This window comes from Lysobacter sp. F60174L2 (assembly GCF_052547135.1).
Genome location: NZ_JBQWRA010000003.1, coordinates 447,143 through 470,068, shown reverse-complemented (window position 1 = coordinate 470,068; position 22,926 = coordinate 447,143). Strand labels below are relative to the sequence as shown.

23 protein-coding genes and 1 tRNA gene are annotated in these 22,926 nt (G+C 69.0%); 5 read left to right on the top strand and 19 right to left on the bottom strand.

Features of this window, described 5'->3' with window-relative positions; genetic code table 11:
• Nucleotides 1-3: 3 nt before the first annotated feature.
• From ACT9AS_RS11135 to tpiA, 7 genes are all read right to left on the bottom strand, one after another.
• Nucleotides 4-1,302, bottom strand: coding sequence for an NADH-quinone oxidoreductase subunit D (locus ACT9AS_RS11135; protein ID WP_445100365.1), 1,299 nt, complete (start codon nucleotides 1,300-1,302; stop codon nucleotides 4-6).
• A gap of 17 nt (nucleotides 1,303-1,319) precedes the next feature.
• A complete protein-coding gene (locus ACT9AS_RS11130) occupies nucleotides 1,320-2,042 on the bottom strand; it encodes an NADH-quinone oxidoreductase subunit C (RefSeq protein ID WP_445100364.1) in 723 nt (240 codons plus the stop codon).
• Nucleotides 2,043-2,062: 20 nt separating this feature from the next.
• Complete coding sequence (locus tag ACT9AS_RS11125) at nucleotides 2,063-2,605, bottom strand: NADH-quinone oxidoreductase subunit NuoB (RefSeq protein ID WP_445100363.1); 543 nt, start codon at nucleotides 2,603-2,605, stop codon at nucleotides 2,063-2,065.
• 38 nt (nucleotides 2,606-2,643) lie between these two features.
• On the bottom strand, nucleotides 2,644-3,000 hold the full coding sequence (locus ACT9AS_RS11120) for an NADH-quinone oxidoreductase subunit A (RefSeq protein ID WP_445100194.1): 357 nt from the start codon (nucleotides 2,998-3,000) through the stop codon (nucleotides 2,644-2,646).
• Nucleotides 3,001-3,113: 113 nt separating this feature from the next.
• Nucleotides 3,114-3,198: transfer RNA gene (locus ACT9AS_RS11115), tRNA-Leu, on the bottom strand.
• A gap of 152 nt (nucleotides 3,199-3,350) precedes the next feature.
• Nucleotides 3,351-3,803: a preprotein translocase subunit SecG gene (gene secG, locus ACT9AS_RS11110; protein WP_445100193.1), complete on the bottom strand. Its 453-nt coding sequence runs from the start codon at nucleotides 3,801-3,803 to the stop codon at nucleotides 3,351-3,353.
• Nucleotides 3,804-3,848: 45 nt separating this feature from the next.
• Nucleotides 3,849-4,601, bottom strand: coding sequence for a triose-phosphate isomerase (gene tpiA, locus ACT9AS_RS11105; protein WP_445100192.1), 753 nt, complete (start codon nucleotides 4,599-4,601; stop codon nucleotides 3,849-3,851).
• A 92-nt stretch (nucleotides 4,602-4,693) separates the two neighbouring features.
• Between tpiA and ACT9AS_RS11100 the strand changes: the two genes are divergently transcribed.
• The gene (locus ACT9AS_RS11100) at nucleotides 4,694-5,218 is read left to right on the top strand and encodes a DNA-deoxyinosine glycosylase (RefSeq protein ID WP_445100191.1); all 525 of its coding nucleotides are present in this window, start codon (nucleotides 4,694-4,696) and stop codon (nucleotides 5,216-5,218) included.
• A 12-nt stretch (nucleotides 5,219-5,230) separates the two neighbouring features.
• Here ACT9AS_RS11100 and ACT9AS_RS11095 read toward each other — a convergent pair whose 3' ends face one another.
• The 11 genes from ACT9AS_RS11095 to prmB form a co-directional block, all read right to left on the bottom strand.
• Entirely contained in the window at nucleotides 5,231-6,172 is a 942-nt protein-coding gene (locus ACT9AS_RS11095) for a 2-oxoglutarate and iron-dependent oxygenase domain-containing protein (RefSeq protein WP_445100190.1), read from the bottom strand.
• A 65-nt stretch (nucleotides 6,173-6,237) separates the two neighbouring features.
• The gene (gene glmM / locus ACT9AS_RS11090) at nucleotides 6,238-7,581 is read right to left on the bottom strand and encodes a phosphoglucosamine mutase (RefSeq protein WP_445100189.1); all 1,344 of its coding nucleotides are present in this window, start codon (nucleotides 7,579-7,581) and stop codon (nucleotides 6,238-6,240) included.
• The gene (accD, locus tag ACT9AS_RS11085; protein WP_445100188.1) at nucleotides 7,578-8,486 is read right to left on the bottom strand and encodes an acetyl-CoA carboxylase, carboxyltransferase subunit beta; all 909 of its coding nucleotides are present in this window, start codon (nucleotides 8,484-8,486) and stop codon (nucleotides 7,578-7,580) included. The genes glmM and accD overlap by 4 nt, the downstream gene beginning before the upstream one ends.
• A 102-nt stretch (nucleotides 8,487-8,588) precedes the next feature.
• Entirely contained in the window at nucleotides 8,589-9,401 is an 813-nt protein-coding gene (trpA, locus tag ACT9AS_RS11080; protein ID WP_445100187.1) for a tryptophan synthase subunit alpha, read from the bottom strand.
• 5 nt (nucleotides 9,402-9,406) lie between these two features.
• A complete protein-coding gene (gene trpB, locus ACT9AS_RS11075; protein ID WP_445100186.1) occupies nucleotides 9,407-10,624 on the bottom strand; it encodes a tryptophan synthase subunit beta in 1,218 nt (405 codons plus the stop codon).
• Between the two features lie 14 nt (nucleotides 10,625-10,638).
• Nucleotides 10,639-11,298 carry a phosphoribosylanthranilate isomerase gene (locus ACT9AS_RS11070; RefSeq protein ID WP_445100185.1) on the bottom strand — a complete coding sequence of 220 codons (660 nt, stop codon included), beginning with the start codon at nucleotides 11,296-11,298 and terminating at the stop codon, nucleotides 10,639-10,641.
• The gene (truA, locus tag ACT9AS_RS11065; protein ID WP_445100362.1) at nucleotides 11,295-12,104 is read right to left on the bottom strand and encodes a tRNA pseudouridine(38-40) synthase TruA; all 810 of its coding nucleotides are present in this window, start codon (nucleotides 12,102-12,104) and stop codon (nucleotides 11,295-11,297) included. The genes ACT9AS_RS11070 and truA overlap by 4 nt, the downstream gene beginning before the upstream one ends.
• Nucleotides 12,105-12,189: 85 nt before the next feature.
• Complete coding sequence (locus ACT9AS_RS11060; protein WP_445100184.1) at nucleotides 12,190-14,046, bottom strand: FimV/HubP family polar landmark protein; 1,857 nt, start codon at nucleotides 14,044-14,046, stop codon at nucleotides 12,190-12,192.
• Nucleotides 14,047-14,124: 78 nt separating this feature from the next.
• Nucleotides 14,125-15,150, bottom strand: a complete 1,026-nt coding sequence (locus ACT9AS_RS11055; RefSeq protein WP_445100183.1) for an aspartate-semialdehyde dehydrogenase — start codon at nucleotides 15,148-15,150, stop codon at nucleotides 14,125-14,127.
• A 114-nt stretch (nucleotides 15,151-15,264) separates the two neighbouring features.
• A complete protein-coding gene (gene aroC / locus ACT9AS_RS11050) occupies nucleotides 15,265-16,365 on the bottom strand; it encodes a chorismate synthase (protein ID WP_445100182.1) in 1,101 nt (366 codons plus the stop codon).
• Nucleotides 16,366-16,375: 10 nt separating this feature from the next.
• On the bottom strand, nucleotides 16,376-17,347 hold the full coding sequence (gene prmB / locus ACT9AS_RS11045) for a 50S ribosomal protein L3 N(5)-glutamine methyltransferase (RefSeq protein ID WP_445100181.1): 972 nt from the start codon (nucleotides 17,345-17,347) through the stop codon (nucleotides 16,376-16,378).
• Between the two features lie 115 nt (nucleotides 17,348-17,462).
• Here prmB and ACT9AS_RS11040 point away from each other — a divergent pair, with 115 nt between their 5' ends.
• Both ACT9AS_RS11040 and asd read left to right on the top strand, forming a co-directional pair.
• Entirely contained in the window at nucleotides 17,463-18,110 is a 648-nt protein-coding gene (locus ACT9AS_RS11040; RefSeq protein WP_445100180.1) for an SCO family protein, read from the top strand.
• A gap of 10 nt (nucleotides 18,111-18,120) precedes the next feature.
• Complete coding sequence (gene asd / locus ACT9AS_RS11035; RefSeq protein WP_445100179.1) at nucleotides 18,121-18,966, top strand: archaetidylserine decarboxylase; 846 nt, start codon at nucleotides 18,121-18,123, stop codon at nucleotides 18,964-18,966.
• A gap of 219 nt (nucleotides 18,967-19,185) precedes the next feature.
• On the opposite strand, the gene ACT9AS_RS11030 is transcribed toward asd, so the two are convergent.
• Entirely contained in the window at nucleotides 19,186-20,718 is a 1,533-nt protein-coding gene (locus ACT9AS_RS11030) for a transglycosylase SLT domain-containing protein (RefSeq protein ID WP_445100178.1), read from the bottom strand.
• A 132-nt stretch (nucleotides 20,719-20,850) separates the two neighbouring features.
• On the opposite strand from ACT9AS_RS11030, the gene ACT9AS_RS11025 reads away from it, so the two are divergent.
• Nucleotides 20,851-22,365, top strand: a complete 1,515-nt coding sequence (locus ACT9AS_RS11025) for a helicase HerA-like domain-containing protein (protein ID WP_445100177.1) — start codon at nucleotides 20,851-20,853, stop codon at nucleotides 22,363-22,365.
• A gap of 58 nt (nucleotides 22,366-22,423) precedes the next feature.
• On the top strand, nucleotides 22,424-22,921 hold the full coding sequence (locus ACT9AS_RS11020) for a copper resistance protein NlpE N-terminal domain-containing protein (RefSeq protein ID WP_445100176.1): 498 nt from the start codon (nucleotides 22,424-22,426) through the stop codon (nucleotides 22,919-22,921).
• Nucleotides 22,922-22,926: the final 5 nt, after the last annotated feature.

Genomic DNA, 22,926 nt, shown 5'->3' with positions numbered 1-22,926 from the left:
CGGCTAGCGATCGATCTCGCCGAACACGATGTCGTAGGTGCCGATCATCGCCACCACGTCGGCCAGCATGTGGCCCTTGACCACGGTGTCCATCGAGGACAGGTGGGCGAAACCGGGCGCGCGCAGCTTGACCCGGAACGGCTTGTTGGCGCCGTCCGACACGAGGTAGCAGCCGAACTCGCCCTTGGGCGCCTCGACCGCGCAGTAGGTCTCGCCGGCCGGCACGCAATAGCCTTCGGTGAACAGCTTGAAGTGGTGGATCAACGCTTCCATGTCGTCCTTCATCTCCTCGCGGGAGGGCGGCGCGACCTTGTAGTTGTCCAGCATCACCGGGCCGGGGTTGGCCTTCAGCCACTTCACGCACTGCTTGATGATGCGGGTCGACTGGCGCATTTCCGCGATGCGGACCAGGTAGCGGTCGTAGCAGTCGCCGTTGACGCCGACCGGGATGTCGAAATCGACCTCGGCGTACCGGGCGTACGGCTGCTTCTTGCGCAGGTCCCACTCGACGCCGGAACCGCGCAGCATCGGCCCGGTCAGGCCCCAGGCGAGGGCCAGCTCGGGACTGATCACGCCGACGCCGACGGTACGCTGCTTCCAGATGCGGTTATCGGTCAGCAGCGTCTCGTACTCGTCGACGCGGTTCGGGAAGTCGTCGCAGAACGCGTCGAGGTAGTCGAGCAGCGAGCCTTCGCGCCAGTTGTTGAAGCGCTTGAGGTCCTTGCCCTTGCGCCAGGGCGACTCCTTGTACTTCGACATCCGCTCCGGCAGGTCGCGGTAGACGCCGCCCGGACGGTAATAGGTCGCGTGCATGCGCGCGCCGGAGACCGCCTCGTAGCAGTCCATCAGCTCCTCGCGCTCGCGGAAGGCGTACAGGAACACCGCCATCGCGCCGAGGTCCAGCCCACTGGAACCCACCCACATCAAGTGGTTCAGGATGCGGGTGATCTCGTCGAACATGGTGCGGATGTACTGCGCGCGCTCCGGCGCCTCGATCCCCAGCAGGGTCTCGATCGAGCGCACGTAGGCGTGCTCGTTGCACATCATCGATACGTAGTCGAGCCGGTCCATGTAGCCGATCGACTGGTTGAACGGCTTGGACTCGGCCAGCTTCTCGGTGCCGCGGTGGAGCAGCCCGATATGCGGATCGGCGCGTTGCACGACCTCGCCGTCCATCTCCAGGATCAGGCGCAGCACGCCGTGCGCGGCCGGGTGCTGCGGGCCGAAGTTCACGGTGTAGTTGCGGATCTCCATGCTGTTGAGGCCGGAGGTGTTGACGAGTGGCATGCCGGTGGCCGGCATGGGATGGGCTGGCGTGTTCATGGCTTGGCCTCGCGCGCCTGGCGGGCTTCGCCGGCAGCGGTCTGGTAACGCGAGTCGTCACGGATCACGCGCGGTACCAGCACGCGCGGTTCGATCGACACCGGCTCGTAGATCACGCGCTGCTTGTCGGCGTCGTAGCGCACTTCGACATTGCCGATCAGCGGGAAGTCCTTGCGGAACGGATGGCCGACGAAACCGTAGTCGGTGAGGATCCGGCGCAGGTCCGGATGGCCCTCGAACACGATGCCGAACAGGTCGAACGCCTCGCGCTCGAACCAGTTGGCGCCGGGCCAGACCGAGGTCAGCGAACCGACCACCGGCAGCGCATCGTCGGCCGCGAAGGTACGCAGCCGGACCCGCAGGTTGTTCTGGCACGACAGCAGGTGGGCGACCGCGGCAAAGCGGCGCTCCGGGGCGTCGGCCGCGCCGTTGGGCGACTCGCCCCAGGCGAAACGACCCATGCCCTTGCCCTCGACACCGCGAGAGAAGCCTTCCGAGGACACCTCGGTATCCCACTCGTCGGAACCGTAGCTGAGATAATCCACGCCGCTGACATCGACCAGTTGCTCGAAGCCGAACTCGTCGCGCAGGGCTTGTGCCGCGGCCAGCCAGCCGGCCGGATCCACGTCCAGGCTGACCTCGCCCCGCGGTTCGGCGACATCGACCAGCCCTTCGGGGAACCGCTCGCGCAGGCGCTCTGCAAACACGGCGACGGTCATGCCTTCCACGCCCCCGGCCATCAGCGCACGCCCTGCTTGCCGTCACCGAAATTGGTGCCGCGGCGGATCTTCTTCTGCAACTGCAGGATGCCGTAGACCAGCGCCTCGGCGGTCGGCGGGCAACCCGGCACGTAGACATCCACCGGCACGATGCGGTCGACGCCGCGGGTGACTGCGTAGGAATAGTGGTAGTAGCCGCCGCCGTTGGCGCAGCTGCCCATCGAGATGACCCACTTCGGGTCCGGCATCTGGTCGTAGACCTTGCGCAGCGCCGGGGCCATCTTGTTGACCAGGGTACCGGCGACGATCATCACGTCGGACTGGCGCGGCGACGGGCGGAACACCACGCCGTAGCGATCCAGGTCCAGCCGCGAGGCGCCCGCATGCATCATCTCGACCGCACAGCAGGCCAGGCCGAACGTCATCGGCCACATCGAGCCGGTGCGTGCCCAGTTCCAGAGGGTATCGAGGTTGGTGGTGACGAAACCCTGTTGCAGCAGCGGATTGTCGCCCTCCGGCCGCAGGATGTCGTCCAGGCGCCCTTCCGGCACCGGGTTGTGCATCAGGCCCGACACGCGGTCGCCCAGGGTGCGCGGCTCGATCACTCCCATTCCAGCGCTCCCTTCTTCCACACGTAGATGAAGCCGAGCAGCAACATGCTCGCAAAGATGCCCATCTCGACCAGGCCGATGATCCCGAGATCACGGAACACGGTCGCCCAGGGCACGATGAAGATGATTTCCAGGTCGAAGATGATGAACTGGATGGCGATGAGGTAGTAGCGCACGTCGAACTGCATGCGCGCGTCCTCGAAGGGCGCGAACCCGCATTCGTACGGAGACAGCTTCTCCGCGCCGGGACGCTTGGGGCCGAGCAGGTTGCCCACCACCAGCAGGGCGACGCCGATACCGCTGGCGACGATAAGGAACAGCAGGGTCGGCAGGTATTCGGCCAGCACTTGTGTTCTCTCACTTCTTCTAGGCTAGAGCCGCGTTGCCGCGGCCTTGGCTTGCGGCACCGCCGGTGCCTCGATTCGGCATGTGGATGCCGTCGTTTACCGCTTTGCTGGAGTGGTGCCCAAGAGGGGACTCGAACCCCTACGACCTAAGCCGCTACCACCTCAAGGTAGTGCGTCTACCAATTCCGCCACCTGGGCACATGATTCCAGCGAACCGCTGACATCCATATCGACATCCCTGCCCTGTTTGTGGCCCCGGCCAGCGACTGGCTGGAACCACATTCCGGTCATCGTGACCAGACCCCCGAGCCTCCATGCCGGGCGTCAACAACACCATTGTATCGCCTGTATTACTCCCCGGCAGGTTCGGACGGTGCCGAACCGGGCGATTCCGCCGCCGGTGCGGCCGGAACGCTGTCGTCCGCCGCGGGGACCTGTGACGGGTTGGCCGCCGGGACCACTGCCGCCGGGGCCGTCGCTGCGGGCACCTGGGCCGCGCCTTCCGGCACCGCGGGCGCCACCGGAACCTGCGCCATGACGCCCAGGCTGGCCGATTCCGCGGGGTTCGCGTTGCGCTGGGTCGCGTGCCAGGCCATGTACAGGCTGATCGAGAAGAACACGATCGCCAGCCACTTGGTGGCCTTGGTCAGGAAGCTGGATGCACCGCGCGCGCCGAACACGGTCGCCGAGGCGCCGCCGCCGAAGCCCGCGCCCGCCTGCGCACCCGCGCCACGCTGCATCAGGATCAGCGCGACCATCGCAATCGCGACCAGCAGATAGATGACGGTGAGGAACAGCAGCATCGGAAAACTCTTTGTTGGTTCGGTGACGGGCAGGCCCGGAACCGGTCAGGGCGCCGCCGCGGCTGCGATGGCGTTGAAATCGTCGGCGACCAGCGAGGCCCCGCCAACCAGACCGCCATCCACGTCCGCCTGCGCAAACAGCGCGGCCGCATTGTCGGCCTTCACGCTGCCGCCGTAAAGCAGCGGCAGCGAGCCAGCGATTCTAGCATCGTGCGCTGCGATTTCGCTACGGATGAATGCGTGCACCGCCTGCGCCTGCTCCGGCGTGGCGGTCTTGCCGGTACCGATCGCCCAGACCGGCTCGTAAGCGACGATGGCGCCGTCCAGCGCCGCGGCGCCGTCTTCCAGCAATGGGGCCAGCTGTTCCTGCAGGCGCCATTCGGTCTGGCCGTCCTCGCGCTCGCTGAGGGTCTCGCCGATGCAGAGGATCGGCACCAGGCCCGCGGCCTTGGCGGCACGGAACTTGGCAGCGACGATCTCGCTGGTTTCACCGTGGTACTGGCGGCGCTCGGAATGGCCGACCAGGCCGTAGCGCGCACCGACGTCGACCAGCATCGCGGCCGACACCTCGCCGGTGTAGGCGCCCTTCACGTTGGCACTGACGTCCTGCGCGCCGAACTGCAATCCGCGGGCGCCGTACTTCGCGACCAGCTCGCCCAGGTAGGGCAGCGGTGGAAACACGATCCGGTCCACGCCCGCAGGCGCATCCACCGCCGCGATCGCATCGAGCAGTTCGCCTGCGAAACGGCGATCGCCGTGCAGCTTCCAGTTTCCGGCGACGACCTTGCGACGAGCCATGGACCACTCCGTGATGCGGGAGCGGGGATTGTACCGAAGCGGGCCACCGGAAGCATGCCGGGACAGGCGTCCTGCGCGGTAGGATCGGAGCGATGCAACCGGTAGTCCACAGCTTTCCGCCGCTCACCGGCAACGACGTCCGCGTGCTGGTGCTCGGCAGCATGCCCGGGTTGAAGTCGCTGCAGGCGCAGCAGTACTACGCGCACCCGCAGAACCGCTTCTGGCCGTTCATGGGCGAACTGGTCGGCGCCGATCCGGCACTGCCCTACTCCGAACGCTGCAACCGGCTGGTCGGCGCCGGAATCGCACTGTGGGACGTGCTGGCCAGTTGCGAGCGTCCCGGCAGCCTCGACAGCGCAATCCGCGACGACACCGCGCTGGTCAATGATTTCCCGCGCTTCCTCGCCGCGCATCCGGACATCGGGACGGTGCTGTTCAACGGGGCCAAGGCCGAGAGCACGTTCGTCCGCCGGGTGTTGCCACATCTCGCGGAGCGGTCGATGCGTTACCTGAGATTGCCGTCGACCAGCCCGGCCAACGCGTCGCAGCGCCACGACGACAAGCTTGCGGCCTGGCATGAAGGCCTGCACGCGGGCGGCATAGCCACCCGCGGGTGAGGCCCGGTCCGGCTACTTCAGCTTGATCTCGCGCAGCCGCTCGTCCAGGTAGGCCTGGGCGGTGATCGGCTCGGGATAGCGGCTGGGGTTGCCGGGCGTGATCGTCGACGGCAGCACGTCGATCAGGAAATCCGGATTGGGATGCAGGAAGAACGGCGTGGAATAGCGCGGCTGACGTGCGGCCTCGCCCTGCGGGTTCACCACCCGGTGGGTGGTCGACGGGTACACGTGGTTGGTCAGGCGCTGCAGCATGTCGCCGATGTTGACCACGATGGTGTCGGCCTCGGCGGTGAACGGCATCCACTCGCCCTGGTGCGACCGGACCTCCAGCCCCGCGGCGCTCGCCCCGACCAGCAGCGTGATCAGGTTGATGTCCTCGTGCGCGCCGGCGCGCTCGTTGGGGATTTCGGGGGTAGTGATCGGCGGGTAATGGATCGGCCGCAGGATCGAGTTGCCGCAATTGGTCTTGTCGGCGAAGTAGTCTTCGGCCAGGCCGATGTGCAGGGCCAGCGCGCTCAGTATCCGGGCACCGAGCCGGTCGAGCGACTCGTACAGGCCGTAGGCGATCTCGCGGAACTCCGGGATCTCGTCCGGCCACAGGTTCGGCGGCATCACCGCCGCGTACTTCGATTCGCGCGGAACCTCGCGGCCCACGTGCCAGAACTCCTTGAGGTCGAAGTGCTGCGCGCCCTTGGCGGTTTCCACTCCGTACGGCGTGTAGCCGCGCGCGCCGCCGCTGCCTGCGACGTGGTACTTGCGCTTGACCTCTTCGGGCAGCGCGAAGAAACGCTCGAACACGTCATAGGCCGCGGCGATCCGCTCCTGCGGAATGCCGTGCCCACGGATGCCGGCGAATCCCCACTCGCGGTACGCGGCACCGATCTCGGCAACGAAGGCATCGCGGTCGCTGTCGAAACGGCGGATGTCGAGGGTGGGAATGCGGGCCTGGCTCATGCGGATTTCTACGACTTTCTGTGGATTTGCGATGGGTTTCGATATCGGAACGGTGTCGCGGCCGCTCAGCCGGCGGCGGCGCGCACGGCATCCGCAAGGCGGTCGAGGGTCGCCTGCACAAGCTCGGCGTCGTCCGCTTCGACGGTGACCCGCACCACCGGCTCGGTGCCGGAAGGACGCAGGAACGCGCGCCCCCGGCCCTTCACCGCGAGTTGCGCATCGGCCAGCGCCGCCTGCACCGATTCGGCCTCGGCCGGCCGGGCGCCGTTGCTGAAACGCACGTTGACGGTCCGTTGCGGCACCCGGGCCAGGCCGGCCAGCGCCTCGCGCAGGCCGATCCCGCGCCGGCGCAGCACTTCCAGCACCTGCAGCGCGCTGACGATGCCGTCGCCGGTGCTGGTCCGGTCCAGGCACAGCAGGTGGCCGGACGCCTCGCCGCCAAGCACGCCGCCATTTTCGACCAGTTGCCGGTGGACGTGGCGGTCGCCGACCTTGGAGCGCAGGAAGCCGATCCCGGCCCGTTCGAACGCCTGCTCCAGGCCGAAGTTGGTCATCAGCGTGCCGACCACGGGGCCCTGCAGGCGGCCGCTGTCGCGCCAGTCGCGCGCGAGGATGTACAGCAGGTCGTCGCCATCGCAGACCTTGCCCTGGTCGTCGACGAACATCACCCGGTCGCCGTCGCCGTCGAACGCGATGCCGAGGTCGGCGCCGGTGTCGCGCACGCGCGCGGCCAGCGTTTCCGGGTGGGTCGAGCCGACACCGTCGTTGATGTTGAGGCCGTTGGGGTCGGCGCCTATCAGCCCGACCTGGGCGCCCAGCTCGCGCAGGACGATCGGCCCGACCTGGTAGGTCGCGCCGTTCGCGCAGTCCATCACGATGCGCAGGCCGCCGAGGTCGAAGCCCTTGGGCACCGAGTTCTTGCAGGCCTCGACGTAGCGTCCGATCGCGTCGCGGGTACGCACGGCCTTGCCGAGTTCCTCCGAGGAAACCGTGCGGAACGGCGACTCCAGCGCGGCCTCGATCGCCAGCTCGGTGTCGTCGTCGAGTTTCTCGCCCTCGGCCGAGAAGAACTTGATGCCGTTGTCGTAATGCGGGTTGTGCGAGGCGGAAATGACGATGCCGCCATCGGCGCGCAGCGAATGGGTGAGGTGCGCGACCGCCGGGGTCGGCATCGGCCCCATCAGCTGCACGTCGACGCCGGCCGCGACCAGCCCGGCCTCCAGCGCGGCCTCGAACATGTAGTTGGAGATCCGGGTGTCCTTGCCGATGATCACCAGCGGCTTGCGCCATGCATTGCGCTTCAGCGCGTGGCCGTAGGCGTTGCCGAGGCGCAGCACGAAGTCGGCCGAGATCGGGCCTTCGCCCACCCGGCCGCGGATGCCGTCGGTGCCGAAATACCTGCGGCTCATGCGCCGCCCTTCTCGAGCGTGACCTCGGCTTCATCGTCCGGTTGCGGCTGCTTCATCATCAGCGCCAGCAACTGGGCGAGCCGGTCGCGCATTTCGCGGCGGTCGCAGATCTGGTCGATCGCGCCGTGCTCGAGCAGGAATTCGCTGCGCTGGAAGCCCTCCGGCAGCGTCTCGCGCACGGTCTGCTCGATCACCCGCGGGCCGGCGAAGCCGATCAGCGCCTCCGGCTCGGCGATGTTGATGTCGCCCAGCATCGCCAGCGACGCCGACACGCCGCCGGTGGTCGGATGGGTCAGCACCGCGATGTACGGCAGCCCCGCCGCGCGCAGGCGGCCGAGCGCGGCCGAGGTCTTGGCCATCTGCATCAGCGAGAACAGGCTCTCCTGCATGCGCGCGCCGCCGGTGGCGGTGAAGCACACCAGCGGGCAGCCCGCCTCCAGCGCGGCTTCGGCGGCCAGCGCGAAACGCTCGCCGACCACCGAGCCCATCGAGCCGCCCATGTAGGCGAAATCGAACGAACAGGCCACCAACGGGCGCTGCTTGAGCGTGCCCTGCATCGCCACCAGCGCGTCGCGCTCGCCGGTCGACTTCTGCGCGGCCTTGATCCGGTCGGCGTACTTCTTCTGGTCCTTGAACTTGAGCACGTCGACCGGGCCGAGGCCGGCGCCGATTTCGCTGGTGCTGCCTGCGTCGAACAGGGCCCTGAGCCGCGCGCGGGCGCGGATCGGCATGTGGTGGTTGCACTTGGGGCAGACCTCGAGGTTCTCCTCGAGTTCGGGGCGGTACAGCACCGCGCCGCAGCGGTCGCACTTCTCCCACAGTCCCTCGGGGACGCTGCGCCGCTTGGCGGTGCTCCCGGTTTCGGTGCGGATGCCGGACGGCATGAGTTTCTTGAGCCAGGACATGCTTTGAGGTCTTCCCGTTCAGGCTGTTGCAATGCGGTCGGCGCGCCTGCGGTATCGGATACGGGCAGCGTCGGCCAAGCGGGTCAGTTTAACGCAGGGCCCCTATCCCGGCCGCAGCGCGTCCAGCGCCGCGCGCAACGGCGCCAGGAAGGTGCGGGCGCGAGCTGCGGCGTCATCGGGATCCGTCGCCCCATCGAGCGCTGCGACCAGTGCGCTGCCGACCACCACGCCATCGGCCTGCCGTGCCATCGCGGCGGCACTGGCGGCGTCCTTGATGCCGAACCCGGCCACCACCGGCACCGGGCTGTGCGTGCGGATTTCCTGCATGCGGTTGCCGGCGACTCCGGTATCGAGGCGGTCGGCGCCGGTCACGCCGGCATAGCTGACGTAGTACAGGTATCCGCTGGCGTTCGCGCACAACCGGGCCATGCGCGCGTCGGAGGTGGTCGGCGCGGCCAGCAGGATCAATGCGAGGCCATGGGCGGAAAACGCGTCGCGGAACCCGTCGGCCTCCTCCGGCGGCAGGTCGACCAGCAACACGCCGTCGACGCCTGCATCGACCGCCTCGCGGGCGAAGCGCTCGGCGCCACGGATCTCGACCGGGTTGAGGTAGCCCATCAGGACCACCGGCGTGTCGTCGTCGCGCTGGCGGAACCCGCGGACACTCTCGAACACGTAGGACAGCCCCGCGCCGCGCTCCAGTGCGCGTTCGGAGCTGCGCTGGATGGTCGGGCCGTCGGCCATCGGATCGGAAAACGGCACCCCGAGTTCGATCAGGTCCGCGCCGGCGTCGACCAGCGCGTGCATCACCGGAACCAGCGCCTCCAGCGACGGGTCGCCGGCCGTCATGAACGGGACCAGCGCCTTGCGGCCATCGGCCCGCAGCCGGGCAAAACGGGTGTCGATACGGTTCATGGCGCTCAAAATTCAATGCCGTCGCGGGCGGCGATGGTATGCACGTCCTTGTCGCCGCGACCGGAGAGGTTGCACAGGACCAGCTGGTCCTTCGGCATTTCGCGCGCGAGCTTGATCGCCTGGGCGATCGCGTGGCTGGATTCCAGCGCCGGCAGGATGCCTTCGGTCCGCGCCAGCTGGTGGAACGCGGCCAACGCCTCGTCGTCGGTGACCCCGACGTACTCCGCGCGACCGGCATCCTTCAGGAACGCGTGCTCGGGACCGACGCCCGGGTAGTCCAGCCCGGCGGAAACCGAGTGGGTCTCGATGATCTGGCCGTCGTCGTCGCACAACACGTAGGTGCGGTTGCCGTGCAGCACCCCCGGGCGACCGGCCGCCAGCGAGGCGGCGTGGTGGCCGCTGTCGATGCCATCGCCGGCTGCTTCGGCACCGACGATGCGCACGCCGGGATCGTTGAGGAAAGCGTGGAAGATGCCGATCGCGTTGCTGCCGCCGCCGACGCAGGCGGTCACGGCGTCCGGCAGGCGGCCGTACTCGGCCAGCATCTGCGCCCTCGCCTCGCGCCCGACCACCGCGTTGAAGTCGCGCACCATGCGCGGATACGGGTCGGGACCGGCGACGGTGCCGATGATGTAGAAGGTGTCGGCGACGTTGGTCACCCAGTCGCGCATCGCCTCGTTGAGGGCGTCCTTCAGCGTCGCCGAGCCGCTGGTCACCGGCACCACGGTCGCGCCGAGCAGCTTCATCCGGTAGACGTTGATCTTTTGCCGCTCGATGTCGGTCGCGCCCATGTAGACCACGCACTCCAGCCCGAGTCGCGCGGCGACGGTGGCGCTGGCCACGCCATGCTGGCCGGCGCCGGTCTCGGCGATGATCCGCGGCTTGCCCATCCGCGCCGCCAGCAGGCCCTGGCCGATCGTGTTGTTGATCTTGTGCGCGCCGGTGTGGTTCAGGTCCTCGCGCTTGAGCAGGATGCGCGCGCCGCCGACCTCGTCGCTGAGCCGTTGCGCGTGGTAGATCGGGCTCGGCCGGCCGACGTAATGGGCCAGGTCGCGGTCGAAGGCGGCGATGAAGTCCGGGTCGACCCGGGCCGTGTCATAGGCTTCGGCCAGTTCCTGCAGCGGTCCGATCAGGGTCTCGGCGACGAAACGGCCGCCGAAGCGGCCGAAGTGGCCGTCGGCATCGGGCCAGGCGTGGAAATCGATGGGGGATTGGTCGGGCATGTCCGGTTACGGTCTCAGTCGAGGATGTGGCAATCGGCGCGGCGCACTTCTTCGACGAAGTGGCGCATCCGGTCGCCGTCCTTGATTCCAGGGGTGCTCTCGATGCCGCTGGACACGTCGACGCCCCATGGCAGCGTCGCCATGATCGCATCGAACACGTTGTCGCCCGACAGGCCGCCGGCCAGCATGAACGGCTTCTGCACGCCGGCCGGGATTTTGCCCCAGTCGAACGGCTTGCCACTGCCGCCGGAGCCGCCCGGCGGGTGGCTGTCGAACAGGAAACCGCTCGCCGCCGGGTAGCGCACGTGCAAGGCCGCCGGGTGCTGCAGCGCGAGTTCGCTGCCCATCGGGATCGCCTTCAGGTACGGCACCCCGAAGCCGCGGCAGAACGCGTCGTCCTCGTCGCCGTGGAACTGCAACAGGCTCGGCCGTACCTGCCGCACCACCTCGCGCACCTCGTCCACCGGGTTGTCGCGGAACAGCGCGACCGCGTCGACCAGCGGCGCCAAGGCGTGGCGCATGGCGCGCGCCTCCTCGGGCTCGATCCGGCGGGTGCTGCCCGGGGCGAAAACGAAACCGATCGCGTCGGCGCCCAGTTCGCAGGCCAGGCGGACGTCGCCGGGCCGCGTGAAGCCGCAGAACTTGATTCGGGTGCGGAACAGGATCCGGTTCAAGACATCGCCTCGTGCAATTCCACCTCGACGGGAAGTCCCCATTGTGCCGGGTAGCGGGGGCCGAGGAACACCAGTCCGGCGGAAGGGGCGGTCGGGCCGGCGACGGCGCGGTCGCGGCCGGTCAGCAGTTCGGCGATCCAGTCCTCGCGCTGGTCGCCCCGGCCCACCGGCAACAGGCTGCCGACGATGTTGCGGACCATGTGGTGCAGGAAGGCGTTGGCCTGGACCTCGATAGCGACCACCTCGCCGCTTCGCACGACACTGATTTCGTGCAACTGCCGGCGCGCGTGCGGCGCCTGGCAATGGACGGTGCGGAACGCGGAAAAATCGTGGTCACCGACCAGCGCCTGCGCCGCGCGGTGCATCGCGTCGACGTCCAGCGGGCGGCGTTCCCAGGCCAGGTACTGGCGATGCAGCGCGGGCCGGACCTGGCGATTGAGGATCGAATAGCGGTAGCGGCGCGCCCGTGCGGAAAACCGTGCGTTGAAATCGTCCGCCACCGGGACGCACCAGCGCACGCACACCGAGGGCGGCAGCTGGCTGGAAGTGCCCAGTACCCAGCCTCGCGGGTCGCGCCCGGCCGGGCCGTCGAAATGCACGACCTGGGCGGAGGCGTGGACGCCGGCATCGGTGCGGCCGGCGCAGACCACGTCAACCGGACTGCCGGCGACGAAAGAAAGTGCCTTTTCCAGCGCCGCCTGGACGGTGGGCTCGTTGCGCCGCTCGGGTTCGCCGCGCCGGTTCAGGCGTTGCCAGCCGGAGAATTCGCTGCCGTCGTATTCGACGCCGAGCGCGAAGCGTCGCAGGCCCTCGCCATGGACCTTCCCGCCTGTGTCGGTCGGGGAGGATGCCTGCTCGGCCTGAGGTGACACGGGTACTGCCGGCACGACGTCAGTCGAGTTCGCGCAGCATCTGCGTCGCCTGCTGGCGGAGGGCGTGGTCGCCGTTGATCGCGATCTCGCCGAGCAACTGGCGGGCGCTGTCGCGGTCGCCGAGGTCGAGGTAGGCACGGGCGAGTTCAAGACGCTCGCGGCCCGGGGCCTCGGTGTCGGCCATGATGGGCTCCACCGGCGCGGGCGCGGGCACGTTCAACTTGGGCGAACCCGCATGCCATGTAGGCGCAGGCGCGACCGGGGTGGCCGCAGGCGCGACTGGCGTGGGCACGACCGGGGTGGTCGCGACCGCTGCCGGGATGCCCGGGGCCGAAGGCGTGGCCGCGGTGGCCTCCCTGGCGGCCGCGGGATCCGGCATCACCGGTTCGCGATGCGGTACGGGGTCCGCTTTCGCGACCGGGAAACCCGCGGCCAGCGGTGACGGGTGGTCCTGCGGCGCGGGCGCGCGGAATCCGCCGGTATCGACCTCGGCGCGGCGGCGCATCCACCAGCCACCCAGCAGGCCCAGCACCAGCAACCCGGCGCCGCCCAGCAGCCATGGCAGGCCCGGGGCACCTGCGTCCTGCTCGGCCGCCTGGGTCTCGGCGAGACGCTGCTGCACCGCGGTCAGCTCGTTGTCCTTCATCTGCAGCAGTTTCTGCTGGTCGGCCTGGAGCTTCTCGAGGTCGGCGACGCGGCTCTTGAGGTCGGCCAGCTCTGCATTCCTGGCGGCCAGGGTTTCCCGGGTCTGTTGCATTTCCTGTCGCACCATGTCGCCCTCTGCGCCGGCGCTGATGCCGGACTGGGTTCCCGCCTGCGACGCGCCGCTGGCGCCCGGGGGAACGATTTCAAGCCGGGCGCCGCCGGCCGCGGTGGCCGACGCGTCCGGGGAGTTGTCGTCCTTGGAGCCGGCGTCCGCGGCTGCGCCCGCCGGCTCCGCGGCCAGTGCGGGCTGCGGCACCGGCGCGCGCGCGGTGCGCCAGGCACGGGTCTGTTCGCGCACGCGCGCCATCGCCTCGGCGACGTCGACGCCGCGCACCTCGGCCGCCTCCGGCACGCGCAGCACCGCGCCCTGCTTGAGCAGGTTGACGTTGCCGTTGATGAACGCATCGGGGTTGGCATCCAGCAGCGCGATCATGGCCTGGTCGAGGCTGGTGCCGAAATCCAGGCGCTCGGCGATCTCCGACAGGGTCTCGCCCGCCTGGACCGCCCCGTATTCGCCGGGACGGGCCGCCGGAGCCGGTGGCGGCGCCGAAACCACGGGCCTCGGCGCAGCGGCGGGTTCGGGCGTCGGCTCTATTGCCGTGTCCGGGCTCGACTCGGTGCCGGGCTGTTGCGGATCGGCGGGCTCGGGCGACTCGAGGGCGTCGTCAACCACGGCTTCGGGCGCGTTCGCGGTCGCCGCGGGCTCGCTCGCGATCATGTTGGATGGCGCAGCGACCGGTGCTTCGATCGGGGGCTGCAGCGGCGCCGATACCGTCCGTGGGGCGTCGATCAGGGTCGAATACTCGCGGACCAGCTTGCCCTGCCCCCAGTCGACCTCGACCAGGAAGGTCAGCAGCGGCTGCTCGATCGGCTGGACGCTGGTCACCCGGATCACCGGGTTGCCGCGCTCGTCCAGCGCCGATACGAACTGCAGGTTGGCGACCACCGAATCCGGCGGGCGCAGGCCGATCCGGGCGAAGGTTTCCGGCGATGCCAGCCCCGCGCGCAGGCGCTCCAGCTCGGCGGGATCATTGGAAATGATCGGAATCTCGGCCAACAGCGGCTCACCGAGCTTCGACTTCAGCTCGATCTGGCCCAGTCCCAGCGCCGCGGCCGTGCCGCTGGCCAATGCCAGCCCCACCGCCAATGCCGTACGCACGAATCGCTTCACAACCACTCCCGACTGCTGTCCCCTGGCCGCGACTCTAGCGACCGGCGCCTGCCGCGGCAATGCAAAACCGTGCCGTGGTCAGGGTTTGGGACGTTCGGCCAGCACCAGTTCCGCCAACTGCACGGCATTCAACGCCGCACCCTTGCGGATGTTGTCGGAGACCACCCACAGCGACAGGCCACGCGGATGCGAGATGTCCTCGCGAATCCGGCCGACGAACACCGGGTCGTTGCCCGACGCGTGGGTGACCGGGGTCGGATAGCCGCCACCCACCGGCTCGTCGACCACCTCGATGCCCGGCGCGCCCTCCAGCAGCTTGCGCGCATCGGTGGCGGTCAGCTTGTCGCGGGTCTCGATGTGCACCGCCTCGGAATGGCCGTAGAACACCGGCACCCGGACCACCGTCGCGTTCACCGCGATGCCGTCGTCGTCGAGGATCTTGCGGGTTTCCCACACCAGCTTCATTTCCTCGCTGGTGTAGCCGTTGTCGCAGAAGTCGCCGCCGTGCGGGATCACGTTGAAGGCGATCTGCACCGGGTAGACCTCCGGCCTGGCCTCCTGGAAGCCGAGCAGGCTCGCGGTCTGCCGGCCCAGCTCCTCCAGCGCGCGCTTGCCGGTGCCGGAGACCGACTGGTAGGTCGCGATGTTGATCCGCTCGATGCCGACCGTCCGGTGGATCGGCGCCAGCGCGACCATCAGCTGCATGGTCGAGCAGTTCGGGTTGGCGATGATGCCGCGCGGACGGTCGCGCGCGGCGTCCGGGTTGACCTCGGCCACCACCAGCGGCACGTCGTCGTCCTGGCGGAACACCGAGGAGTTGTCGATCACCACCGCGCCCGCGGCGGCGAACTTCGGCGCGTATTCCTTCGAGACCGAGCCGCCGGCGGAAAACAGGGCGATGTCGATCCCGGTCGGATCGAAACCGGCCAGGTCCTCGACCACGATCTTCTTTGCCCCGAACTCGATTTTCTCGCCGGCCGAACGCTCGCTGGCGAGCAGGTGCAGCTTGCCGATCGGGAACTGCCGCTCGGCGAGGATCTTCAGCATGGTCTCGCCGACGGCACCGGTGGCGCCGACGATGGCTACGTTTACGGGCTTGCTCATCTGTGTTCCTGGTGGATGTGATGGCGGAGTCGTTGCAGGAGCGACGTAAGCCGCGATTTCCTCGGTGCTTCGCGCGTTCAGAGGGTCGCGACTTACGTCGCTCCTACAGGGGATCTACGGTTTTCGGCCGGGGACGCGCGGGGTGACGTTGCCGACGTCGCCGCACTGGGCGCGGTGGCGCAGGGCCTGGTCGACCAGCACCAGCGCGACCATCGCTTCGCAGATCGGGGTCGCGCGGATGCCGACGCAGGGGTCGTGGCGGCCGGTGGTCACCACCTCGACGGTGTCGCCGTGGATGTCGAGGCTGTCGACCGGCAACCGCAGGCTGGAGGTCGGCTTGAACGCGACCGAGCAGCGCAGCGTCTGGCCCGAGCTGATGCCGCCGAGCACGCCGCCTGCATGGTTGGACTCGAAGCCGTCCGCGGTGATCCGGTCGCGATGCTCGCTGCCCCGCTGGGCGACGGACGCGAAGCCATCGCCCACCTCGACGCCCTTGACCGCATTGATGCTCATCAGCGCACCGGCGAGTTCGCCGTCGAGCTTGCCGTAGACCGGCTCGCCCCAACCCGGCGGCACCCCATCGGCGACCACGTCGACGCGCGCACCCACCGAATCGCCCGACTTGCGCAGCGCGTCCATGTAGCTTTCCAGCGCCGGCACCTGGGCGGCATGCGGCCAGAAGAACGGGTTGTCCTCGACCACGGAAAGGTCGTGGCAGTCGGGGACCAGCTCGCCGAGCTGCGACAGGTAACCCTGCACCCGGACGCCGTGTTTCTCGGCCAGCCACTTCTTGGCGATCACTCCGGCGGCGACCCGCATCGTGGTCTCGCGCGCGGACGAGCGGCCGCCGCCACGCGGGTCGCGGATGCCGTACTTCTGCCAGTAGGTGTAGTCGGCGTGGCCGGGGCGGAACTGTTCGGCGATCTTCGCGTAGTCCTTGCTGCGCGCGTCGGTATTGCGGATCAACAGCGCGATCGGGGTGCCGGTGGTGACGCCCTCGTAGACGCCGGACAGGATCTCGACCTCGTCCGCCTCGTGGCGCGCGGAGGTGTGGCGGGACTTGCCGGTGGCGCGACGCGCGAGGTCGTGGGCGAAATCCCCCGGCGCCAGCGCCAGCCCCGGCGGGCAGCCATCGACCACGCAGCCGATCGCCGGCCCGTGGCTCTCGCCGAAGGTGGTGACCGCAAACAGTTTTCCGAAAGTGTTGCTGGCCACGTGGAATCCTTCAGCCGCGGGCGTCGGCCAGTCGCCGGATGCTCGCATGGTGCGCGACCAGGTCGGCGCGCTCGGCCACGAAAATGCCCATCTGCCCGACCCGGAACTCCACCCAGGCCAGCGGCAGTTCCGGCAGCAACTCGACCAACGCGCGCTCGGCCTCGCCGATCTCGCAGACCAGCAGGCCGTTCTCGCTGAGATGGTCGGGCGCATCGCGCAGGATCTTCAGCGCGAGGTCGAGGCCGTCGTCACCGGCACGCAGGCCGAGCTCCGGCTCGTGCGCGTACTCGGGCGGCAGCGCGTCGGTCTCGTCATGGGTGACGTAGGGCGGATTGGTCGCGATCAGGTCGAACACCTCGCCCTGCAGCCCGGCGAACAGGTCCGACTGGCGCAGCTCGACGTTGTCGGCGTGCAGCCGCGCCTTGTTCTCGGCGGCCAGCGCCAGCGCATCGTCGTTGATGTCGGCGCCGATGACCTCCCAGTCCGGCTGGTAATGGCCCATCGCAATCGCGATGCAGCCCGAGCCGGTGCACAGGTCGAGCGCGCGACGGACCTCGCGGCCGCCAAGCCACGGCTCGAAACCGCCCTCGATCAGCTCGGCGATCGGCGAACGCGGCACCAGCGCGCGCGGATCGGACTTGAAGCTCAGCCCGGCGAACCAGGCCTCGCCCGTCAGGTAGGCGGCCGGGATGCGCTCGTTGATGCGGCGCTCGAACAGCGCCAGCACCCTCGCCTTCTCGTCACCGGTGACCTTTGCCACGCCGTAGGCCGGGCCGAGGTCGTGCGGCATCCGCAACGCGTGCAGCACCAGCTGGGTGGCCTCGTCGATGGCGTTGTCGTAGCTGTGGCCGAAGGTCAGCCCGGCTTCGGCAAAACGGCTGCCACCGAAACGGATCAGGTCGATGATCGAAACCGGCTCGAAGGCGGTGGATGCGAAGTCCACGCGTTCGCCGCTGGCTTGATGGGCGGTCACCTGGGTCATGGGGGCACGTTCGGCGGAGGGCCGCCGATTATAACGGTCGCGGCCGGCTATCATGGCCGGCAACCGGGCCGCGCCGATAACCATTGGTTGGCCCGCCATTACTTTCGGGATCGCCATGTTCGACCGCAGCACCATCATCGTCATCATCGTCGCGCTGGCGGCCGGGCTGGGCCTGTGGGCCGTGCAGGATCATTTCGGCAAGGCGCCGGCCACGCAATGGCCGCAGACGCAGGCGGTACGGCTGTTCGACCCGCCGCGCGAACTGCCGGCGTTCGGGCTGCGCCAGTCCGACGGCACCCAGCTGGTGCCGGGTGAGTTGAAGGGGCACTGGACGCTGGTGTTCCTCGGTTTCACCCATTGCCCGGATGTCTGCCCGACCACGCTGGCGCAGCTGTCGCAGGCGCAGAAGCAGTGGACGTCGATCCCGGAATCCGTGCGGCCGCGGGTGCTGTTCGTGTCGGTCGATCCCGAGCGCGACAGCCCGGACCGCATCGGCGAGTACGCGCACGCGTTCCACGAGGACACCCTGGCGGCGACCGCCAACATCCCCGCGCTGGAGAATTTCGCCAAGTCGCTGAGCATGGTGTTCGTCAAGGTGCCGCCGCCGGAGGGCGTGCCGGCCGACCAGTACTCGGTGGACCACAGCGCCTCGATGGCGGTGCTGGATCCGCAGGGGCGGATGTCGGGCTTGATCCAGCCACCGTTCGACCCCAATGCCATCGCCGCCGACATGGCCGCGCTGACCCGGGCCACCGCACCCTGAGCACCGACGCATGAGCCTGACCACCCACCTGACCCATGTGTTGCCGCACCGGCTGATGTCGTCGCTGGCGCGTCGCCTGGCCTACTCGGACCATCCGCGCGTGCGCCGCTGGCTGATCGATACCGTGGTCAGCCGGTTCGGCGTCGACCTCGACGAGGCCGCGCAGCCCGACGCGACCGCCTATCCGACCTTCAATGCGTTCTTCACCCGCGCGCTCAAGCCCGGCGCGCGCGTGGCCGATCCCGACCCGCGTGCGCTGGTGATGCCCGCCGACGGCCGGATCAGCCAGTGCGGGCCGATCGAGCACGGGCGGATCTTCCAGGCCAAGGGGCAGTCGTTCACCGCGACCGAACTGCTGGCCGACGCCGCGGCCGCCAAGCCGTTCGAGGATGGCCTGTTCGCGACCGTCTACCTGTCACCGCGCGACTACCACCGCGTGCACATGCCTTGGACAGGCAGGTTGCTCAAGACCGTGCACGTCCCGGGCCGACTGTTCAGCGTCGGCCCGGCCGCGGTGCGCCATGTGCCCCGGCTGTTCGCACGCAACGAGCGGCTGGTCTGCCACTTCGAGACCGGTTTCGGGCCGATGGCGGTGGTGATGGTCGGTGCGCTGCTGGTGTCGGGGGTGGAGACGACCTGGAGCGGCGAGGAGATCCCCGCCTACGGCGACAAGGTCACCACGCGCGACTGGCGTGGTGAGGATATCGACATCGAGCGGTTCGAAGAGATGGCGCGGTTCAACTACGGCTCGACCGTGATCGTGCTGCTGCCCGCCGGCGTGGCCGAACTGGACGCCGGGCTGGTGGCCGAGGCTCCGGTGAAGCTGGGGCAGCGACTGGCTACGTTGACCGGGTGATGCGGGGTGGTGGCGGAGCGTCGGGCGTGAGGTCACCGGCTGTTGCGTTCCGCCTTTTGCGTTCCTCGTGTATCCCGTAACTCGCTTCGTGCGTCCCGCCTTGTGTAGGAGCGACGTAAGTCGCGATTTCCTGGAATCCCGGGATCGCCGTGCAATCGCGACTTACGTCGCTCCTACAGGGGGCCATCGGGTTGTCGGGGCGCGGGGCGCTACATGCGCCTACCGGCAACCGGTCAGTTCCAGCGCCTGCCCGGGCTTGATCATGTAGCGCGGCGCCTTGATCCCGTTGGCGCGTGCAAGCTCGCCGGTGTCGCACTGGAACTTGCGGGCGATCGATGTGAGGGTCTCGCCGCGCTGCACGCGATACTGGCGCGGACGCGATGCGGGCGCCGCAGCCCCGACCGCCGCGGGCGCCGCCGCGACCACACCGGCACCGCGCACGATCGCCGCGCCCGGATCACTGGCCACCAGGGTGCGGGCCAGCTCGGCACGCGGTCCTTCGACGCAATATCGCTGGTACAGCCCGACGATCCTGCGCGTCGCGTCCAGCGTGGTGCCGGCGGGCAGGCGGTCGTCGGCACGGTATCGCGGGTTGAGGTTGCGCAATGCGCGCATGTAGCCGATGTCCGTGCCGCGGTTGCCCAGGCAGATCGTCAGCTGGTAGATCGACGCGGGCTGCTGCAATTGCAGCTTCGCGGCCTTCGGGTCCACGTCCGGCAGGCTCAATCCATATTCCCGCGGGTGCAGGAACAGCCACGCCGCGGCGATCACCATCGGCACGTAGTCGCGGGTCTCGGGCGGGAACTGCCGGTAGACGTCCTCGCTCCAGAAGCTCTTGCCGGGGTTCTGCTGGAGGATCCGCCGCGCCCTGCCCTCACCGCCGTTGTAGGCGGCCAGCGCCAGCTCGATGCTGCGGTTGAGTTCGCGCATGCGCTCGTTGAGGTAGGCGACGCTGGCCTCGGACGCGGCGTACGGGTCGTAGCGGGTGTCGAAGCCGGTGCCGTCGTCGCCCAGGCCGAAACGCTGTCCGGTCGCGTACATGAACTGCATCGGCCCGGCGGCGCCCGCGCGCGAGGTGGAATGCACGCGGCCGTTGGATTCCTTGGCCATGATCCCGAACAGCAGCGCCTCCGGCAGCCCGGCACGCTCGTACTGCGGCCACATCTGGGGGCGCAGGTACTGGTAGTTCCGGTAGCTGGTGATGAAGTCGTCGCGCATGTCGGTCAGCCAGCGGCGGATGCCCTCCTGCACGGCCGGGTTGTACTGGACCATGCGGTCGAACGCGTGGCGATCGTCGGCCAGCAGCGCCGCCGCGCGCGCGGCCTGTGGCACCTCGTGCGGCATCGCATGGTCCAGCGGCATCGCGTGGTCCGGGCCCATCCCATCGTCGGCCAGGCCGCCGTCGCCGGCTTCCGCATCCGCGTTGAGCTTGAGCAGGCGCTCGTAGGTCGTGAGCAACGAGGGCACCGCGCATCCGCGCTGTTCGACACAGGCGGCCATCACGTCCTCCATGTCCTCCAGCGCGGCATTGGCCCGGGCGGCGCCATCGGGGTCGGCGTTGCCGATCGCCACCATCGCCTCGCGGTAGCTGGCTTCGGCAGCCTCCATCCGCTGGCCGAGCGCCTCGACCGCGGCCCGGTCGCGTCGCGATATGGCGGTGGCATCGAACGGAGCCAGGAGCAGCACTGCGGTCGCAACCGCGATTGAAAACGAGGCGGGAACACACGAACAAACGCGGGCAAGGACGGGCATGGACTGCAAGTGCTGCGAAGTGACCCGCAGGGTAGTCCGGCAATGCCGGCGCCGGCAATCGAGGGCGGCACCGGAAGCCGATGTGCGTGGTTTAGGCCATAGAATCGGCCCCAACCCATCAAGGAAGCGGACATGGCGCCCACCCCCAACCCCATCCTCGTCGGCAAGGCGGTCACCACCCCGACCAGCGGGCAGGTGTTCCTGCAGCCGCGGCTCGGCAACCGCCACGGGCTGGTCGCGGGCGCCACCGGCACCGGCAAGACGGTGACGCTGATGACGCTGGCCGAAGGTTTCTCGCGGATCGGGGTGCCGGTGTTCATGGCCGACGTGAAGGGCGACGTCGCGGGGCTTTCGATGCCCGGCACCGTCAGTGAAAAACTGCAGGCGCGGATCGGGCAGATCGGCGTCGACGGCTACACCAGCGAAGGCAGCCCGACGGTGTTCTGGGACCTGTTCGGCAAGCTCGGCCATCCGGTCCGGGCGACCGTCAGCGAGATCGGACCGACCCTGCTGTCGCGCATGCTGGAGCTCAACGACACCCAGTCCGGCGTGCTCGACATCACCTTCAAGCTGGCCGACGACCGTGGCCTGTTGCTGCTCGACCTGGACGACCTGCGCGCCCTGTTGAACCTGGTCGCCGAGGAGCGCAAGACGATCTCGACCGAATACGGCCTGGTCAGCACGCCGTCGATCGGCGCGATCCAGCGCGCACTGCTGCGGCTGGAGTCCGACGGCGGCGAGATGTTCTTCGGCGAGCCGGCGCTGGAGCTGGCCGACCTGATGCGCACCACCACCGACGGGCGCGGCGTGGTCAACATCCTCGCCGCCGACAGCCTGGTGCTGAAGCCGCGTTTGTATTCGTCGTTCCTGCTGTGGCTGCTGTCGGAACTGTTCGAGCAGTTGCCCGAAGTTGGTGATCTCGACAAACCGAAGCTGGTGTTCGTGTTCGACGAGGCCCACCTGCTGTTCGAGGACGCGCCGAAGGCGTTGCAGCAGCGAGTCGAGCAGGTCGTCCGTATCATCCGTTCCAAGGGCGTCGGCGTGTACTTCTGCTCGCAGTTCCCCGACGACGTGCCCGACGACATCCTCGGCCAGCTCGGCAACCGCGTGCAGCACGCGTTGCGTGCATTCACGCCGCGCGACCAGAAAGCGGTGCGCACCGCGGCGGAAACCTTCGTCGCCAACCCGGCGCTGGACGTGGCCGAAGCGATCGGCCAGCTCGGCACCGGCGAGGCGCTGGTCTCGACCTTGCAGGACAAGGGCATCCCGATGCCGGTCGAACGCACCCTGATCGCGCCACCGCGCTGCCGCATGGGCGCGATTACAGATGCCGAGCGCGCGCACGTGCGTGCCGGCAGCCCGGTCGGTGCCAAGTACGACAATCGCCTCGATCGCGAATCGGCCGAGGAGATGCTGGCGAAGAAGGCCGCGGCCGCGACCGAGCAGGCCGACGCCCCGCCGGCCAAGGCCGCCGAGGACGACGAAACCGGCTTCGGCGACGCCATCCGCAATGCCGTGTTCGGCACCAAGCGCCGCCAGGGCATGGTCGAGACCATGGCCAAGCAGACCGCCCGCACGGTCGGCAGCCAGATCGGCCGGCAGATCCTGCGCGGCCTGCTTGGCGGTATCTTCGGCAGTCGCCGCTGACCGCGGCGTCGGCCCAGCCACCTGCTTCCCCACCCGTTCCATCGACAGGAGTCAAAGCATGAACAAGCCACTGCTCGCCCTCGCCTGCCTCACCGTGATCGCCGTCGCCGCGTGCCAGCCCGAGCCCGCCGCGACCACTACCGCGGCTCCGGGCGCCGCCGAGACGGCGCCCGCCCCGGTCGACGTCGCTCCTGCCGGCGAAGACCTGTCTTCGGACAACGCCGGTTTCGACATGAAGGGCTTCGCCGGCACCTTCAGCGGCACCCTGCCCTGCGCCGACTGCCCCGGCATCGACACCACGCTGGTGCTCAACCCGGACGGCACCTATGAGATCAGCGAGGCCTACCAGGATTCGGATGGCGTGGTGACCCGGATGGACGGCACCTGGACCGTGGAGGCCGACGACAGCCAGGTCCGTCTCGATCCCAACAGCAAGTCCGAGCAGGACCGCCTGTACGCGATCACCTCCAACGAGGAGATCACCATGCTCGACCTTGAGGGCAACCCGGCCGAAAGCGGGCTGGACTACAGCCTGGACCGCCAGCCCGCGAACTGAGCCAT